The organism is Corynebacterium sp. HMSC062E11 (genome assembly GCF_001811845.1).
GTDB classification, from domain to species: Bacteria; Actinomycetota; Actinomycetes; order Mycobacteriales; family Mycobacteriaceae; genus Corynebacterium; species Corynebacterium hesseae.
Genome location: NZ_KV806815.1, coordinates 16059 through 34026, shown reverse-complemented (window position 1 = coordinate 34026; position 17968 = coordinate 16059). Strand labels below are relative to the sequence as shown.

Genomic DNA, 17968 nt, shown 5'->3' with positions numbered 1-17968 from the left:
TTCCTCCTAGGAAAAGTTTGGGGTTGTTGTATCTGAACTGGATTCACTACGGCTGATTACTGAGCCCGTGAAGAAATCTGGGTTGCGGAGTCGGGTAATGAACATGAGGATTAATCCGAGCACGAGGATGCTGGCGCCCAGGATGAAGACGATTCCGACCCCTCCAAGAGAAGAACCGGAACCAAAGCTCGGGTCCATGGAGTCATAAGCGGTGATGAAAAACATTAAGAGAAGGAAGCCACCGCCCAGCAACGGGCATAGAAACTTAAACAGGAAGTTCCTTACTGAAGTAAAGAGTTCTTTTCGGAAATACCACAGACAGGCAACTGCTGTGATGCCGTAATAGAAACAAATCATGAGACCAAGAGCAGCAATTGTGTCCCAAAGTGCATTCTCTGAGAGCACTCTTGTTATGGCATAAAAGGCTCCAGAAACGACGGTTGCGACAATCGTTGCGACGGTTGGAGTTTGGAATCGTGGGCTGATTCGAGCCAATTGTGGGGGAAGAGCTTTGTAATAGCTCATCGCCAGAATCGTGCGGGCGGGGCTAACCAGCGTGGATTGCAAGGATGCAAAAGAGCTAGCTAGAACCGAGATATAAATAAGGATGGCAAATGGGCCCATAACCGGGTAAGAAAGCACTGCAAAAATTGATTCCTGATTGTCTGGGTTACCGGCGCCTAGTCCGCTTTCGCCGATGCCCGCCCATGCCATAACGGCTACCGCTGTAAGTACATACAAAATGATCGTGATGACGATGACGACGGTAGCCGCCCGGCCAGGAGTTTTTTCTGGGTTTTTCGTTTCTTCATTCATAGTTAGGGTGACATCCCAGCCCCAGAACATGAAGATGGATAGGGAGATTCCGGCAGCAACCACCGAGAAGTCCTTGATTTCAAATGGGTTGAACCAGCTGAATTGGATGGGGGTGAAATCGAATCCATCTCCGTTGTAAGCCCTCCATAATGCTGCGACATCGAAGGAGACAATTGCGATGATTTGAATTGCAACGAGGATGTATTGCATCTTCTGCGTTGTGTCCATACCTCGATACGCGACCCAAGCTGCAGCAACTAAGAACACAAGTGTGGTTGGAATATTTACCCAGAGGTTGCGTGTGAGTTCAGCGAGCTCTGGTCTACCGGCAAGCTGTGCGATGAGCAGATAGAAGAAGTCAACGGCCACTGCGGCAAGGTTCGATAGGACCAATATCGTGGCGGCGATCAGACCCCAGCCACCCATCCAACCGACCCACGGGCCGAAGGCTTTGGTCGCCCATGTAAAAGTGGTTCCTGAATCAGGAGCACGGTTGTTGAGCTCGCGGTAAGCAAAGGCCACAAGCAGCATGGGGATAAACCCCAGAATGAGAACGGCTGGAACGAAGACGCCCACGGCCGAGATGGCAGGACCGATTCCCGAAGTGAGTGTGTAAGTTGGCGCCAAACAACTAATGCCAATGACGACAGCTCCGAGCAAACCGACTTTGCCGACTGCCAATCCTTTCTCTGAAACTGCTGGTTGTTCACTCATGAGGGAGCACCTCCTTTCAGCGACATGTAGCCCGAAGGGACAACAATGGTTGGAACTGGTAAGTGCTTGAGGATTCGATGAGCAGTTGTGCCAAGGAAGAGCCGACCATCGCCGGCAATACGCGCAGAACCAAGAACTGCCACTTCGCCCTCTTCCCAGCTAAGGTTTCGCAGCGCTGACTGGACACTTGATCCCGAAGTAGTGATGCGTGACGCTTGTCCCTTGGAAACCGCTCCTTCGATTGCCTCTGAGAGTGGGAGCTCAAATCCGTGCCCGGCATCTTCTCCGGAGATCTTCAAAGTAATGATGCGTAATGGAATCTCTCGGCGGTTTGCGCGGTCGAGTCCGATTGCCGCGACATCTGATCGTCCTCGGCGCGGGCCAACAAGGGCAGAAATGCTCGTTATCGGTCCTGGATATGAATAGCCTTGAGGAGCTAGCGCTACTGGTGTTTGTGCTGTGTATAGCAATGAACTTGGTACTGTACCGATGCGGAATCGGTTCAAAAGTCCGCCTGAGCGTGCTCCGACGACGATTAAATCGCACTCAAGTTTTTGCGCGGCATCATTCAAGGCAAGTGCGGGTTCTGTCCCCTCGACGACGTGCCATGTCGCAGAAATGTCAGCGGGAAGACTATTTAACGCACTGGCGAGACGCTGTTCGGTTTGTTCTCGCACAATCGCGTTGTAACCAGGATCTTGAGTCTGAACACCAAAACCTTGAGGACTAACAGGAGGAATAACCGAGACTATCTTCAGGTTGACCTGGCGCTCACGCGCGAGAGCAATTCCTAAATGGAGAGCATCATGACCGTCAGAGGTGTCGATGTATGCGACTAGCAGAGAGCCGTTAGCCCTGCGGCGCGGAAAATCTGTGGGTGGATTCATGAACAGTCACCGCTTATCCCTGCCCAAGAATCTGTTTCGCAACGGCTTCACCGATACGCACCGCGCCGTCGACGTGCTGGTAACCTGCACCAGCGATGTCAGAAGAGGAGTAATAGATAGGGCCGGTTGGTTTGTTCTGAAGATGGCCCCAACGCGATAGTCCACCCAAATCGTATGACGTTGCGTAGGCTCCGCGAGTCCATTCTTCGGCCGCCATATCGGAGAGGAAGAATGCGATTGGCTTCTTCACCTTGTCACCAAGGTAAATGGACATTGCATCGAGGATGCGCTCTTTGCGTTCTTCAGCGGGGAGAGCCCACATCTCTTCGGCGTAAACGTCGGAAACAAAGCCAACCAATGTGCCGAATGCGTCTTCTTTTCCTTCCTCACCGCCTGCGAAGTTTTTGCCGTAATTGGTGTTGTCATAGATTTCGGCAACGAGTCGATCGCCACCGAATGCAGTACCGGACAGTCCCTCTTCACGCCAGAAGGGAGTTTCATAGACTGCATGAACTTTGATGACGAGACCCATGGAAATGTGCTGATGGGCAACATGCTGTTCTCGCGGCAGGGGAGGCACGTAGGAAATGCGATTATAGAGGTTTGGCGGAACCGCAAGGATAGCGTTTTTAGCATGGACAACAGCGCGATCAGAATAGGCAGTTACGGTTCCCGGTCCACCATTGTTGTCCACACCATTGCGGACGTCCGCTTCAACATTGTTGGGGGCGTCTGCCGTAGAAGGATCTGGCGTAGCCCATTCGAGAGTGCGAACAGGTGAACTGAGAATGACGTCATCGCCGAGTTCCTCTGCCATCGTTATGGAAACTGACTGCATGCCGCCGGCAACTCGCTTATCAAGCAAGAAGTTTTCATCAACAAGGTTGTCGAAAGAACCAGCAGATGAAGCCATCAGAGCTGCTTGAAGTACGGAAAAGGTGCGGGAAGGCTTAGTAAGCATTCCAGAGGAAATGTAAAGCGAGATGTTGTCAATTGCCTCAGAATCGTCAGATAGGCTTTCTAACCAGTCACGGAAGGATTGGCTATCGAGTTCTTTGGCTCGTGGGTGCTCCCAAGGGGCGTTAGCGTCGACTTCCTCGGCCAGCTGATTGAGCTCAGCGATCAATCGATTCATCTCGGAGGCGGTTTCCTCTGACGTTGGGAAGGTATCTCCCTCAAATTCGTGGCGCGTGCCGTCTGGGGACACGTAGACTGATTTTCCTTCGCGGTACCGATCAAAAGTCTCGAGTCCGAGCTCTTGGACGAGTTCGGTGAGGCGCGTTTGATCGGGGGAAATCCACTGGCCGCCGATCTCAATGAAGTGTTCAGTACCTTGGTCGTCGAGTACCTTTCCGTTCCAGGTACGGCCGCCCACGCGATTGCGGGCTTCGAGAACACAGACTGATTTTCCTGCTTTCTTGAGAGTGCGGGCAGCCATTAGCCCTGAAGCACCGGCGCCGATGATTACAACATCGACTGTGCGCTCTTCGGCGTTGGGATTACCATTACGTTGCGTGACCATTGGAGCGTTTCTCCTTCGCGTGCAGTAGGTATGCGGTGAGTGAGACCTTCGTATGGACGATGGTGTTTCAACGTTAAATTAAAGGGTTTAATTTAACGTTGTGACTACAGTAACAAACGCGCGGCAAGAATTGTAGGGATCACAGTGGTAAATGTTTCGCGCCCCAAAGGGCGGCCATTGAAAGCGCTGGTGAACCGGCAAAAAATAGCATCAGCCGCACTGCAAATTGTTGAGCGCAAGGGGCTTGAAGCCTTATCGATGTCAGCGGTAGCTAGGTCAATGAAGGTTAGTACGGCAGCGCTCTACAATCACATTTCCAACAAAGAAGAACTGCTGGCTCTGGTACAAGATGACATCATTGCAAAGGTCGATACTTCGTCGCTGAAGCACGCCCTTGCAGGGGAACTACCAGCAGCTGATGCGCTTCGGCAATGGGCATGGTCGTATCGGGATATTCTGGCTGATAATATTCCGCTGATTCGCGTAATTACTGAGCTTCCACTTTATGGTTCGCCCCAAACGATTTCGATGTACGAATTGCTCGTCCAAGTAATTGCACTCGCTGGAGTTCCCGAAGCGGAAGTTATTACGAGGCTTGTCGCAGTAGAGTCTTTTGTTTTTGGTTCTGCTTACGACGTTCATGCGCCTTTGAATATTTTTGAATCGCCTGGGCCTGGAGATAGTCCATTGAACAAGATGAATGACATCTACTTGGCTCAATTCCGAGAGCAGTCTTCGGAGGAGAGCGAACAATCTAAACTTCGTGCGGACAAGTCGTTTGAAACTGGTTTGGAAGCCCTGTTGGAACAGTTCCTATCATCAAATGAGGCTTAGATTTGTGACGTCTATTTAGAGAACACAGCCCCACGGATAAAACGGATTCCATCCAGCAGCTTCTCGAATAGCTGACAAAGAAGGATGACGTGCGAAACCCTCCCCTGCAGCTAGGGGTGAACTGCTATTGGGGAGGGAAGCACCTTGGGGAATAAGCTGGTTGAGCTTAGGCCTCGCTAGATTTTGGAGATTCTTTGGATCCTGTGCGGTGGGCGTTCGGATCGATCGGGTGCCCGTCAGCGTCTAGATCATTGAGTTCTGCCAGCTCCGTGAAATCCGCCTGCGCGTCGGCGAAGCCTTCCTCCGGATCGATCTCATCGAAGTTGCGGATGGTGCCGTCGCGCTCGTCCTTGAACATGTCCTTGCCGTAGATGACCAGCACCATAATGATGCCGGCGGCGAATCCCCACGCGGCGCCCTGGGTGGCCAGCACGCCAGCGGTTATGCCTGCGATGCCGAGGTCTTTCTGGTTCTTGGCCTCCATGATGCCCACACGCACGGATACGAAGCCCTGGATGATGAGCGTCAGTGCCAAGCCCACCGGCAGGATAGGCTCAACGAAAGAGGTAATCGGTAGCAGGAGGAGGCCCGTGTTGGTGCCCCAGCGGAAGGAGCCCGCGCCACCGAATATGGTGCGCATGGCGCGCTTGCCCTGCTTGTAGCGCTCAACGATGACCACGTGCATCGCCGCCCACAGTGGACCACACATGGCGATGTCTGGGCCGATGATGGACATCAGCATGTTGCGGCCGCCGAAGAGGAGGTGTGCGCGCGACGGGCTGTAGACCACGGCCTCATCCGTACGGACATGGTCGGCTTCCTTGAGAACGGCGTTGGCTTGCAGGACGTCACCGAAGACGACGATGTAGGCAGCCAACACTGTGGGGATGGCGGTAAGGAACATGTGCGCCGGCGGCAAGCCAACGCCGAAGACCGTGTACTCAGACCACAGCGTGATGAAGTCAGGCTTGGAGAAGCCCCACTCCACGTCCGGCCACGGTGCCTCGCCGGCCAGCGGTGCGACGAAGACCGCGACGAAGATGGCGGGCAGGATGCCTAGCGAAGCCAGGAAACGCCAGCCGGCGGCCTTCTGCCGCAGTGCCTGGAAGCCGCGCGAATACATGAGGAAGAAGGCCACGGCCACCGCGATGGTGATGGTGATAGGGAAGGAGTGGAAACGTCCGTCTTCTTGAAATACCGAGATAATCGCTGCAATACCGGCACCAAGCACGATACCGGCGCGCAGGCCTGAAGGAATGAGGCGAACGACCTTTGACGCCCACCCAGTTATACCCAGTGTTAAGGAGAATATGCCCAACAAGAGCTGGAAACTGATGAGCGCCCAGATTCGCTGCTCTCCTTCCGGGAAGGTCTGGATGTAGACCGTCAGCAGCGGAATAGCTGGGGTAATCCAACCCGGGACAACCGGGTCACCCAAGAGGTGGTGGGTCAGGTAGAGAAGGCCGTTGAGCATGACGACGGCCAGTGCCGCCTCATAGGGCATGCCGAGGGCCTCAGTCATGAGGGGGATAGCACCCAGATCGACCACGCACATGAACAAGCCTTGTGCGAAGTCTGGCCACTCAATGCGGTAGTGCACGAACGGCAAGCGGACATCAAAGGGCCCCATCTTCCAGTGGGGCGAAGCTTGACCGATTCCCTGTTCTTCGGGTTCGGCGGCTTCGGTGGTTGCGGCCATGACGGCCTCCTTTCAAAGAAAAAGGGACCAAGCCCTACGGGCGCGAACCGCGCAGGGCTTGGTGAGGAAAGGTGAAGTGGTTGAGGTTTAGCCGAGTCTTGATTAGTCGAACTCGATGATCTGGCGCAGCGCCACACCGTCGGACAGGCGGTCCATGGCGGTGTTGATGTCCTCGAGCTTGATGTGGTCGGAGATCAGGGCCTCGGCGTTGAGCTTGCCCTCGCGCCACAGTTGCTCGTACTTCGGGATGTCCTTCGACGGAACGGAAGAACCCAGGTAGCAACCATGTACGCGGCGTGCCTCTGAGGTCATCACGAGCGGGTCGATGGTGATGGTGGAGCCCGGTGCTGGCAGGCCAACGGTGACGGTCAGGCCGCCCGGTGCAGTGACCTTGTAGGCGGTTTCCAGGGCCTTCGGGTGGCCGGCGGCCTCCACGACGGCGGTGAACTTCTTGCCGGACTCTTCAGCTTCCTGCGGGGTCATGGCGGAAGTGGCGCCGATTTCGAGGGCCTTCTCGCACTTGTCCTTCTGCATGTCAATGCCCACGATCTCCTTCACGCCGAGCGCAGCGGCGGTGATGATGGCGGCCATGCCCACGCCACCGAGGCCGACGACGGCGATGCTGTCCTCCGGCTTCGGATCAATTTCGTTAAGGATGGCGCCGCCGCCAGTAAGGATGGCGCAGCCGAGGATGGCGGCGATATCCGCCGGGACATCGGAGCCAACCGGTACGACGGAGAGCTCGGAAACCACTGCGTGGGTTGCGAAGCCGGAAACGCCGAGGTGGTGCTGGACCATCTCACCATTGCGGGTGAGGTGGCGGGTACCGCGGATGAGGGTGCCCTCGTTGTTGGTCTTGGAGCCAACCTCACACGGCATCTTGCCGTCGGTCTTGCAACCAGCGCACTCGCCGCAGCGCGGCAGGAAGGTCATGACCACGTGGTCGCCGACCTTGACGTTGGTAACGCCCGGGCCAATCTCCTCGACGATGCCTGCGGACTCGTGGCCCAGCAGCATCGGCAGCGGGCGGGGGCGGTTGTTGTTGACCACGGAGAGGTCGGAGTGGCAGAGGCCAGCGGCGGTGATCTTGACCAAGATCTCGCCTTCGCCGGGGGCGGTGAGCTCGAGCTCGCTCACGGTAATGGGCTTGGAGTCGGCGTAGGGACGCTCATCGCCGGAGCGTTCCAGGACGGCGCCGCGAATGGTAATCGTGTCAGACATATCTACCTCCAGACATCGGGTGGGCTAATGCAACGTAATGTACGCCACAGGATATCGATGAGAGCAGGAATGGTATGGGAGAAATTACATCAGACGGCTAATTAGATAGGGAATTCTCTACTTGCTGAGCGTGTGGGCGCGCAGCGCCACGAAGACATCGAGCCCGCGCTGGCCGACGGCCCACTCATCACCCATCAACTCCGAGATCCGGTCGAGCCGCTGGCGCACCGTATTGGGGTGGATGAACATCGCCTGGGCGGTCTGCGGGATGCTGTGTCCAGAGAGCAGGTAGTGGTGGGCGGTATCGGTCAGCTCCGTGGAATGCTCCTCGTCATAACGCAGCAGCGGGCCGATGGTGCGTGTGGAAAGAGCGTTCAATGCGTGTGGGTCCGCGCCTAAAATGAGGCCCACCGTGCCCAGGGAGTCCTCGGTGATCAGACGGCCGCGCACTCCCAGGGCGAGCGCTGATTCCAGGTAAGACATGGCGGAATCATGTGCGCTGCGTGCTTCACTCAGGCCATCAAAGCCGATGGCGGAGACCGCTAAATCGGGGAACTCAGATAGCAGCGGGGCCAGCGCCGCATCGATACCTCGATCCGGCTGGTACAGCACGCACACGTGCTGATCGTGGTGCGTAATAGCGGCATTACCCGGCAAGAGGTGTTCCAGCTGCGGACGAGTGGGCAGGCCCTTTGCTGAGTGCAGGCCGACGAAATACAGCTGTGCTGAGGAGTTCAGGCTGATACCCGTCAGGTGTCGCAGGCGGGCGATCTCCTCACGCCCGGCATTACCCAGCGCCACGGCATAGACCAGGTCATCGACTTTGCGCGCGGTGGCGTCGACAAGCGCCTCGGCAAAAAGGGCAATCGCGGTAAAGGCCGCGGAAGCATGGCTGATGACGCGCAGTTCGGCGTCGCTGAGCTGCTTGTCCACACCAATCGTGCCCAGTGCGCGGCCATTAAACTCCACGGGGAACGTGCTTGCTGGGGGAGCGTCCGGGGCATCCTCCGTGGTCCACAGCATCACCGGAGCGTCGAGACTTTCAGTCAGCACGCGTTCCAGCTCTTCGAAGCTGGCATTGTTCATGAGCACGTGGAGCAGTTTCGCGTTGACCTCATTGAGCCACTGCAGCTCTTCTACATGGCGGCTCAGAGCTATCTGCGATCGGGTTAGCTCGGCAACGGATTCGCCCTGGCTCTCGATGACTTGCGCATTCTCCAATGCCACAGAGGTGATAGAGCCAAGCACCTCGAGCGCGGCAATTTCCTCGTGCGTGTAGTGGCGGGGGTGGCGGTCACCCACGAGCAGCGCACCGATGGTGCGCCCGGCAATTCGAATCGGGGCGCCGAGGATCCCGCGGATGCCTTCGGCCTCCACCGCGCGGTCCACGTAATCCACGTGCGTGACGTTAGGGTCGGCGGAATGGTCATAGGTCCACGCCGGGCGGTTGGTAGCGGCCACAATGCCGAGGATTCCAGAGCCCATCGGCATGTTGATGGTGCGGAAGTCCTCGGTGACGACACCGCTGGTGGCCAGCACCTTGGTAAAACCGGTGTCCTCATCGTTGAGGCTGAGGTAGCCCACGTCCGTGCCAATAGTGGTGCGCGCGTGGCGCACGATGGCGTGGAAGATGTCAGAGGATTCGCGGCCCGAGTTGAGCATCTGGGAAACATCGAGCAGCTTGGTCGACATCACCCGCCATGTGTGGTTGGCGCGCATGGTCTCCTCAACGGCCCGAAGCGAACTGAGCTCCTCGGCATCCAGCTGCTCTCGCAGCTCGTCGGGGACGCGGGTGCCGCTGGCGAGGTGGGAGAGTACGGTGCCGAGGAGAGACATGCCTATAGTTTATTTGGATCAGATTATTAGGATCAGACTTTTTTCTTAGTGCGCGGAATGGGCTTGCCAGTGATGAGCGCGTGGAGCTTGCCATCACCAATCTGTAGCTCTTCGGGCACGTCCTCGGAATCGACCTCAGTCATGATTTCTCTGATGAAGTCAGATTCGGGAATGGAGGAATTGCGGGCGATAGCGGAAAGCTCGCGCATTTCCTCATCAGAGAGGTGGTTGTCATTCTCAAAACGCTTCTTGAGTAGTTCGCGCGCACGGCGGCGCAGATCGGCCTCAGACTGCAGGTCCTTGCGGTTCTTCAACCAAGCAAAGCCGATGATGAACATGATGGCGATACCCATGTAGCCCAGAATCGGGTATACCCATCCGATGAGGTTAGAGAAGCCGACGAAGGAGAGCACGAATCCGATGAGCACCGAGATGACATAAACCTTGTAGAAGTGCTGTGGCTTGCCACGGGTCAGGCGCTTGGCAAAGGCATAGAACATGCCGATGGCGGTGTTATAAATCATGCCGTAGATAGCAATGGACATGGCGACTCCGAGCGCTGGATGAATCTGTTCAATCATGGCCAAGGTTGGCATTTCGGCGTCGGTAATCGGACCCACCGAAACGTAGAGGCCGCCCACCAGGACCGCAAGCAGGAACAGGAAGCACAGGCCGCCGAGGATGCCGCCATAGCCCACTTCCTTGGCATCGAGGAAGTTGCCGCCGATGACGATCATCATGGAGACCACCACGATGACGTTGAGGCCCAAGTTATTGATGGCGGAGACCCACCAGTTGGGCAGCGTGGTGGGAATGTTCTGCGCCTGCTCGTTGAGGTGTGACCAATCGGGGCTGGACGTCAACACGGTATATACGGTGCCGATGGTCAACAGGATGATGATGAACGGGGTGATAGCGCCAATGGCGATGGTCACCTTGTCCACATCGAGCAAACCAGTCAGCAGCGTGAGAATGAGCATGAGGATCGCACCGATCCACACCGGCCAGCCCCACTGCTGGTTGAGGTTGGTGCCGGCGCCGGCGAACATGGCGAAGCCGATGCAGAAGAGACAGGTCAGCGTGGCGAAGTCAAGGATCTTCGACACAATTGGCGTGGATACCGCGTTGAACACAGAAGTGTGTTCTTTGGCGCGGTGATAAGAACCCAATTGGAGAATGGTGATTCCGGAAATGGTCATGGCCAGTGCGGTGACGATGGCACCGACGATGCCCATGTTGCCGAAGGCAACGAAGTATTGGAGGGCCTCACGGCCGGACGCGAAGGAGGCCCCCGCGAGCACGCCGATGAAGGCCATCGCGATGCCGAATGAGCGTTTAAGCATGGTGAACCTAACTGTGGATGGATAATTGCTTCTACTTATGCAGACGGGGCAGGCCGCCTAGGAAAGGTGCCTGCCCCGTGTGTGATGGAGCGAAAGCTGTTAGCTCGTCACCGCCTTGATGAACTCGGCGATTCCAGCAAGCTCCTCCTCGCCGCGGTCAATGATCGCCGCGGAGGTAAAGAGCCCGTGGTGGTATCCCAGAAGGTGCTTGTGCGTGACATCCACGCCAGCCTTAGCTAGCTTGCCGGCATACTCGATGCCCTCATCCGCCAGCGGATCGTTGTCCACCGTGATGACGAGTGACGGGGGCAGGCCCTCCGGCAGCTCTTCCAACAGCAGCGGAGAGAGATCCGTGGCTGTGCGCTGGGATTCTTCCGTGACGAAGGTATCGATGAACCACCGCATGGTGTCGGAGGCGAGAGGGAAGCCCTCTTCCAAACGCTTGTAGGAGGCGCCGTTCGTGGTGCGCTCGCGGGAGCAATCCGTGATCGGGTAGAGCAGGATCTGGGCGCTGAGCTTGGCGACGTCATCAAGCACCGCGAACTCATTCGCCAACGTGGCAGCCAGCTGGCCGCCGGCTGAATCACCGGCGACCGCGATGGAGGTCACGGTCAGTCCGTGCTCTGCCTCGGGGTTGGACAGCCAGCGGTAGGCGGCGCGGCAATCGTCGATAGCCGCCGGGTAGGTGTGCTCCGGGGCGAGGCGATAATCCACCGCGACGACCGGGAGTCCGGTCAGCACCGCGATACGGCGTACCGAGGAGTGGTGGGTCTCCAGGTTGCCCATGAGCCAGCCGCCGCCGTGCATGTAGAGCACCGCGGGGGTCTCCTGGTCGCGTTCTGCCTCCGGGCGGGGGTCATAAAGGCGAACCTGGAACTGGTCGACCTGGAAATCTGTGGTCGTAGGTTCTTTCTCTTCGTGGAGTGGGTTGGCGTGGGCCGAGGCTACGTAGTTCTCACGCACCTGCGGGATGGGGAAGTTATGGAAGGACTTCGCTCCACCATCGCGGAAGGGCTTCAGCGCCTTCCACGCATCCTCGGCGACGGGGCGCCCGGAGTATTCGTCGTGCAGAGTGTGCATCGTGATCACTACCTTCTAGACCAGCTCGTAGTCGTTGATCTCCAGCTTGTCGGTAAGCTCGTAGTACTCAGCAACGTTGCCGGACCAGTTGTTGATGACGCGGCCTTCCTCGTTCTTGTACCAGGAGGAGCAGTCAGCGGAGAACGCAGATTCCTCGAGTTCCTTCTGGATACGGGTGTTGAACTCGTCGATGACGTTCTTCTTCACGTCGAGGGCTGCCTCCGGGTTCTCGCGCAGGTAAGCAACGGCCTGGGAGATGTAGCGGTCCTGTGCCTCGAGCATGGCCACCACGGAGTGGTGGTTGAGGTTGGTGTTCGGGCCGTAGAGCATGAAGAAGTTCGGGAAGCCATCCACGGTCATGCCCAGGTAAGCCTCCGGAGAGTTGCCCCAGCGCTCGCGCAGGTCGACGCCGTCGCGGCCAGCAATCGGCAGGTCGCCCTGGAATTCCTGGGAGTGGAAACCGGTGGCGTAGATGACCACGTCGAAGTCGTGCTCGACGCCGTCCTCGGTGCGGATGCCGGTCTCGGTGAATTTCTCGATACCAGCGGTGACAAGCTCCACGTTGTCACGGTTGAAGGTGGGGTAGAAGTCATCGGAGCGCAGGATGCGCTTGCAGCCGAAGGCGAAGGTCGGGGTGAGCTTTTCCACCAGCTCCGGGTCGTTGACCTGGGAGCGCAGGTGCTCCATTGCCTGCTCGACACCCTCGGCGGCGGAGTCGGTGCCCTTGCGGGTGCGGTCGAAGCCCTCCTCGCGGACCTCGTGGATTTCCTGGCGGATGGCGCGGTAGGAATCCGGGTTCTCCTGGAATTCCTTGGTCTCCTCCTCGGTGAAGATGACCTGGTTGCGCGGCAGGATGTAGTTTGCGGAGCGCTGGAACACGGAGAGCTTCTCCGCTTCCTTGGCAACCTCCGGAACCAGCTGGACAGCGGAGGCCGCGTTGCCGATGACGGCAACCTTCTTGCCGTTCAGGTCGACGTCGTGGTTCCACTCGGCGGAGTGGAACTGCACGCCCTGGTATGCCTCGCGGTTCGGGAAGTTCGGGATCTTCGGCTTGGAGAGCTGGCCCCAGGCGCCGACGAAGACGCGGCCGTAGTAGGTCTCACCGTTGGCCTCAATCTCCCACGCCTTGAGGTCTTCCTTCCACTCGGCGCGGGTGATGCGGTGGTTGAACTTGATGTGATCGTAGAGGTTGAACTCCTCGGCGAGGGCCTTGAGGTAGCCCTGCATTTCGTCCTGACCGGCGAACATGCGGGAGACGCCGAGGTTGAGGAAGTAGGAGTAGCAGTAGATCAGAGCCTGGGTATCGCAGGCAGCACCCGGGTAGGTGTTGTCGCGCCAGACGCCGCCGACCTCGTCGGCTGCTTCGAGGATGAGGAAGTCCTGCTGCTCGTCGCGAACAAGTTGGGCGCCCATGCCCAGTCCGCCGTAGCCGGTGCCGAGGATGATGCAGTCGTAGATCTTCATAGTGGTGTGTCTCCTTGAGGTGTTGGTGTTTCGGATTAGTTCGCGCGGATAGCTTCAGCCAGAACCTGGAGGCCGTCACGCAGGGTGGACTCGTTGATGACCAGTGGCGGCAGGAGGCGGATGACGTTGCCGTCGAGGCCACAGGTGAGGATGAGCACGCCCTGCTCGCGGCAGGTCTTGGCTACCTTGGCGGTGAGGTCGGCGTTCGGCTGGTTGTTGTCATCGACCAGCTCGATGGCGATCATGGCGCCGCGGCCGCGGACCTCAGCAACGGTGGTGAGCTCAAGTAGCGGCTCCAGCTCTTCGCGGATGATGGCCTCGATTTCGCGAGCGCGGGAGTTGAGGTCCAGCTCCTCCATTTCCTCGAAGGCTGCCAGGGAAGCAGCGCAGGCCACCGGGTTACCGGCATAGGTGCCACCCAGGGAGCCCGGGTCCGGTGCATCCATGATTTCGGCGCGGCCGGTCACAGCGGACAGTGGCATGCCGCCGCCCACGCCCTTGGCGGTGGTGATGAGGTCCGGGATGATGCCCTCGTCTTCACAGGCGAACCAGGAGCCGGTGCGGCAGATGCCGGCCTGGATCTCATCGGCGATGAAGACAACGCCGTTGTCGGTGCACCATTCCTGCAGCGCCGGGAGGAAGCCCTTGGCCGGCTCGACGAAGCCGCCCTCGCCCTGAACCGGCTCGATGATGACGGCGGCCAGTTCTTCGGTGCCGACGTACTGCTCGATGTAGCGCAGGGTGCGCGCTGCTGCCTGCTTGCCGTCGAGGCCGTCGCGCAGCGGGTAGGACATCGGCGCGCGGTAGATATCAGCGGCCAGGGTGCCAAAACCCTGCTTGTAGGGTTTGTTCTTGGCGGTCATGGTCATGGTGAGGTTGGTGCGGCCGTGGAAGGCGCCGTCGAAGACCACGACGCGGTTCTTGCCGGTGTAGCGGCGAGCGATCTTGATGGCGTTCTCCACTGCTTCAGCACCGGTGGAGAAGAGGCAGGACTTCTTTTCGTGGGTCCCCGGGGTCAGCTCGTTGAGCTTCTTGCAGACCTCGACGAAGCCCTGGTACGGGGCGTTGAGGAAGCAAGTGTGGGTCAGGTGGCTGGCAGCCTCGGCAACGGCCTTGGCAACGCGCTGGTTGGACGCGCCGACAGAAGTCACGGCAATGCCGGATGCGAAGTCGACGATGGTGTTGCCGTCGACGTCGACAAGCACGCCACCATCACCGTCGGTGACGTAGGAGGGGTAGCCCGGGATGACGCCAGCAGCGACGTCTGCTTCACGGGCGGCATTCAGCTCCTGGCTGCGGGGGCCAGGGATTGCGCTGGAGACATTCCGCTCCTGGGGGAGGCGGTGCTTGAGATCCTGCATGCTGTCTGCTCCTTAATACTCGGGATTTTTTATGACGTAGGTCATTCTGGCGGCTAAACTTCATAAGGGCCATAGACAACTGGGTGAAAGAATGGTGAGAATTTGTCCACATTGGATACGGGAGTAGCGGTCGGGCTGGAAGAGGGAAGCGTTTCCCTGAGATGGTTGGCTAATCAGCCTGATTTGGGGATAGAAATTCTGCACGATTGTGGGCGTTCCTTTTCCGTGATGCACCCGTGTGAACTGCGCGATCCGCGCGAATTCGTGGGATCCGGGGCCGTCATTTTGCTCACCGGCATGGCATTTGAAGGACGGCCTGAGGAACTGGAAGAGTACATCCGCAAGGTGGCCGAGGGTGGGGTGACGGGGGTGGGTTTCGGCGTTGGACTGGCCTTTGCCGAGGTTCCGCCCGGCATGCTGGAGGCCGCTCGGGAATGCAATATCTCGCTCTTCACGGTGGCGCGGCGCGTACCTTTCGTCTCGGTGCTCGCGCGTTTGCACGACGAGCTGCAGCGCCAGCGCGAGGAAGGGTTGGAGCGCTTCATTGCTCAGCAGGGCGCGCTGAACGACGCTGCCGTGGCCGGCCTCGATGCCCTCGTGGACAAGACCAGTCGCCTCCTGGGTGCGCATTCCTGCCTCGTCGATAAAGACGGGCGCGTCTTTGCGCAGTCGAGCTACCCGGGGCTGCCTCCGGTGGATTGGGCAACGGTGATCGCCGATACTCGCGCCCAGAACTTCTACGCCGCGCGCCGCGTGGGCGGGTGGAGTGTTTTGGCCCAGCGCTTGGCCGACCACGGTGCGCGCTCCTTCGGGCTCTTGGCAGTGTCGCGTGATGGCTTCGGTGTGAACGAGCGCGCGCTGCTCAAGCAGGCCGCGGGCCTAGCGGAGCTTAGCGTGAAGCGCCCACAAGAGCTGCGGCGCACACAGAATGAGCTCAACTCCATGGCTTTGGCCATTCAGCTGGGGTTGGACGAACCCGAAGATCCCATGCGGCGCATCTTCCACCTCGTGGGTGATGCGCAGGGGAGGGTGCGCCCGGTCTTGGTGAAATCCGAGGGGGAGCGGGCTCACCAGCGCTTCATGCAGGCCCTGGACGCCCGCCTTCAAGATCACGGGCGTTTGCTCTTCGAGTACGCGCTGGATAAGTCCTCCAGCCTCCTGCTCTTTAGGGGAAGCCGAACGATGAAAAACCTGCAGGATTTGTTACGCGATATTCGCGGGAGCAAGCGGATCGTCGTGGGCCAACCTATGCCGTGGGCCGAGCTGGGGGTGGGGATTGTCCACGAGCTGGAGTCTTTCGCTTTCGGGCTGCAGCCGGGGATGCTCGCGGGGCCGGAATCGCGCACCTTGAGCTGGACTAGGGACCCTCGGGTTAAAGGAGCGGTGCACAACCGCGCGAAGGAAACCTGGGGCAAGGTGCGTTCCTTTGACGCCGAGCACGGCACCGACTTGGCGGAAACACTGGAGGTTTACTTGCGCGCCGGCGGGCATGTAAGCCGCACCGCTGAGGAGCTGCATTCGCACCGCCACACCGTGCGCAAGCGCATCGCGGACTTGGAGGAATTATTGGAGGTTGATCTTAAGGATCCTCTCGTGGCAGCGGAGCTTCTCATCCTAGGCGTGAGCGTTCCGGACTGAGTTCTTAAGAATCAAGGCTGAGCAAGAGCAGCTCCGCGCGGGTGACGGGATTGCTCAGGTCCACGCCGCAGAGTTGCTCGATTTTGTCCAAGCGGGCGCGCACCGTGTGGCGGTGAACGCCGAGCTCCGCGGCGGCGGTGGCCAAGTTGGCGTTGCCCACGAGGAAGCAACGCAGCGTGGCGCACAACTCTGTGTTGTGCTGCGCATCGTGCTCGGCGAGAAGGCTGATCGTCGCCGCGCGCCGGGCAGCGAGGGCCTCGGGTACGCCGGGTTCTGCCAGCCAGGTAGGGGCAGCCGAATCGAAGGTCGCCACAGTACCGAGGGGCAGGCTGCGCGCGTGGCTCTGGAGAGAGGACAAGAGCGCCGGGGTCAACGCTTGCCATTGGATGCGCTGCAGGATGGACGTTCGGAGGTAGCGGGTGTGTTTACCGCTCAAGTTCGGGTGCGTGGTGCCCGGGGGAAGCGCGATAAGTGCCGAATCGTGCTCCGGGCGGATGAGGCTGAGGGGCTCGGCTTTTCCAATCTCGCTTAATGCCCGCGCGAGGCGGGAGGGTGATGGTGCCGTGAGAAACAGAACATCCACGAGGTCGTGGCTATCGACCGTATGGAAGGCCGCCTGTAAGGCAGGGGAGTCAACCCCGGCCAGTTGGGCGTCAAGCGCCAACGCCCCGAGGATCGTGTGCGCAGTGGTGTCGGGATGATCTAAGAGCAGGCTGGCCAGGCCCGCGAGGTGCCGGATGAGCGCGCGGGAGTAGGAATCGAACTTCTCTGCACGCGTTACCGCGATGGCCCAGCGCCGTCCCGCCGAGCCGAAGATGCTGGTGATGGTTGCGCCTGTGCTTGTCGACGTCCCCGTTCCGCGCCCCGTCTGCTCCGCGGCCTCCACCGCGGCGTCGGCCGCACTGAGCTGACCGCGATCGCTGCGGCTGACCACCGCTCCGGAGGAACTGGCCACCGCCACTGCGGCGCCGAGTTCTTTGCTGGTTTGCATGACGAGCGCCCCGATGCTCGTGGCCGCGGCCTGGTTGAGGCGCTCCTGCTGGCGGTGGAGTGCAAAGTGCGCGTTGTTGTCCAAGCGGGCCTGTTCTTGAGCCACGGCCGTGGTGATGGAGACGAATCGGGTGGCGCGTGGGACCTCAAAGAGGGTGAGGTTGTGTTGGGAACAGGCGTGGATTAGTTCTGTAGGAACCTCGCCGAAGGCCAGCCCAGTGCCGAAGCCAATGCCCTGCACACCGGCCGCGGCCAGGGCCGCACCATAGCGTTCGAAGCCCTCCGGTTCTTCCTGGAAGGCAAGCCCCAACGTGAGCATGAGCGCGCCGGGGGAGGTGAACTCGCTGGGGTCCGCGAGCTCGGAAGCGTGGATGGTGTTGAACGTGGCGCTACCGGTGACGATGCTCCGCAGGTTTAATGAGCGCTGGTTGAGCAGCCAGCGGAAGGAAATCTCACGCATGGTGGACAGAGTACACAGCTATGGGGAGGAAATTTATACATCTCGTCCATAGTGTGCGGAGGGTGGTGGAGACCACACTAAGGGGCACACTATTCATCCGAGC

The 17968-nt window shown here is 59.2% G+C and carries 13 protein-coding genes; 2 read left to right on the top strand and 11 right to left on the bottom strand.

Annotation, left to right across the window (positions count from 1 at the left end; translation table 11 throughout):
* Window positions 1–6: 6 nt before the first annotated feature.
* Genes HMPREF2822_RS07935 through HMPREF2822_RS07930 form a run of 3 tightly spaced genes read right to left on the bottom strand, consistent with a single transcriptional unit; the run spans window position 7 to window position 3939 of the window.
* The gene (locus HMPREF2822_RS07935; protein ID WP_070523379.1) at window positions 7–1530 is read right to left on the bottom strand and encodes an APC family permease; all 1524 of its coding nucleotides are present in this window, start codon (window positions 1528–1530) and stop codon (window positions 7–9) included.
* Complete coding sequence (locus tag HMPREF2822_RS12965; RefSeq protein ID WP_083299233.1) at window positions 1527–2417, bottom strand: universal stress protein; 891 nt, start codon at window positions 2415–2417, stop codon at window positions 1527–1529. The genes HMPREF2822_RS07935 and HMPREF2822_RS12965 overlap by 4 nt, the downstream gene beginning before the upstream one ends.
* Window positions 2418–2430: 13 nt before the next feature.
* Window positions 2431–3939, bottom strand: coding sequence for a flavin monoamine oxidase family protein (locus HMPREF2822_RS07930; protein ID WP_070523376.1), 1509 nt, complete (start codon window positions 3937–3939; stop codon window positions 2431–2433).
* Between the two features lie 144 nt (window positions 3940–4083).
* Between HMPREF2822_RS07930 and HMPREF2822_RS07925 the strand changes: the two genes are divergently transcribed.
* Window positions 4084–4773: a TetR/AcrR family transcriptional regulator gene (locus tag HMPREF2822_RS07925; RefSeq protein ID WP_070708197.1), complete on the top strand. Its 690-nt coding sequence runs from the start codon at window positions 4084–4086 to the stop codon at window positions 4771–4773.
* 166 nt (window positions 4774–4939) lie between these two features.
* Here the strand turns inward: HMPREF2822_RS07925 and HMPREF2822_RS07920 are convergent, their stop codons facing one another.
* The 7 genes from HMPREF2822_RS07920 to gabT form a co-directional block, all read right to left on the bottom strand.
* Window positions 4940–6472, bottom strand: coding sequence for a permease family protein (locus HMPREF2822_RS07920; RefSeq protein WP_070523373.1), 1533 nt, complete (start codon window positions 6470–6472; stop codon window positions 4940–4942).
* A gap of 102 nt (window positions 6473–6574) precedes the next feature.
* Window positions 6575–7693, bottom strand: coding sequence for an alcohol dehydrogenase catalytic domain-containing protein (locus tag HMPREF2822_RS07915; protein ID WP_070523370.1), 1119 nt, complete (start codon window positions 7691–7693; stop codon window positions 6575–6577).
* Between the two features lie 117 nt (window positions 7694–7810).
* Complete coding sequence (locus HMPREF2822_RS07910) at window positions 7811–9529, bottom strand: helix-turn-helix domain-containing protein (RefSeq protein ID WP_070523368.1); 1719 nt, start codon at window positions 9527–9529, stop codon at window positions 7811–7813.
* A gap of 32 nt (window positions 9530–9561) precedes the next feature.
* Entirely contained in the window at window positions 9562–10872 is a 1311-nt protein-coding gene (locus tag HMPREF2822_RS07905; RefSeq protein ID WP_070523365.1) for a YkvI family membrane protein, read from the bottom strand.
* A 99-nt stretch (window positions 10873–10971) separates the two neighbouring features.
* Entirely contained in the window at window positions 10972–11952 is a 981-nt protein-coding gene (locus HMPREF2822_RS07900) for an alpha/beta hydrolase (protein ID WP_070523356.1), read from the bottom strand.
* A 15-nt stretch (window positions 11953–11967) separates the two neighbouring features.
* A complete protein-coding gene (locus tag HMPREF2822_RS07895) occupies window positions 11968–13416 on the bottom strand; it encodes a flavin-containing monooxygenase (RefSeq protein ID WP_070523353.1) in 1449 nt (482 codons plus the stop codon).
* A gap of 35 nt (window positions 13417–13451) precedes the next feature.
* Window positions 13452–14777 carry a 4-aminobutyrate--2-oxoglutarate transaminase gene (gabT, locus tag HMPREF2822_RS07890; protein WP_070523350.1) on the bottom strand — a complete coding sequence of 442 codons (1326 nt, stop codon included), beginning with the start codon at window positions 14775–14777 and terminating at the stop codon, window positions 13452–13454.
* Window positions 14778–15005: 228 nt separating this feature from the next.
* Between gabT and HMPREF2822_RS07885 the strand changes: the two genes are divergently transcribed.
* Complete coding sequence (locus tag HMPREF2822_RS07885; RefSeq protein WP_070523347.1) at window positions 15006–16415, top strand: helix-turn-helix domain-containing protein; 1410 nt, start codon at window positions 15006–15008, stop codon at window positions 16413–16415.
* Window positions 16416–16419: 4 nt separating this feature from the next.
* Here HMPREF2822_RS07885 and HMPREF2822_RS07880 read toward each other — a convergent pair whose 3' ends face one another.
* Window positions 16420–17865 carry a PucR family transcriptional regulator gene (locus HMPREF2822_RS07880; RefSeq protein WP_070523344.1) on the bottom strand — a complete coding sequence of 482 codons (1446 nt, stop codon included), beginning with the start codon at window positions 17863–17865 and terminating at the stop codon, window positions 16420–16422.
* Window positions 17866–17968 lie beyond the last annotated feature (103 nt).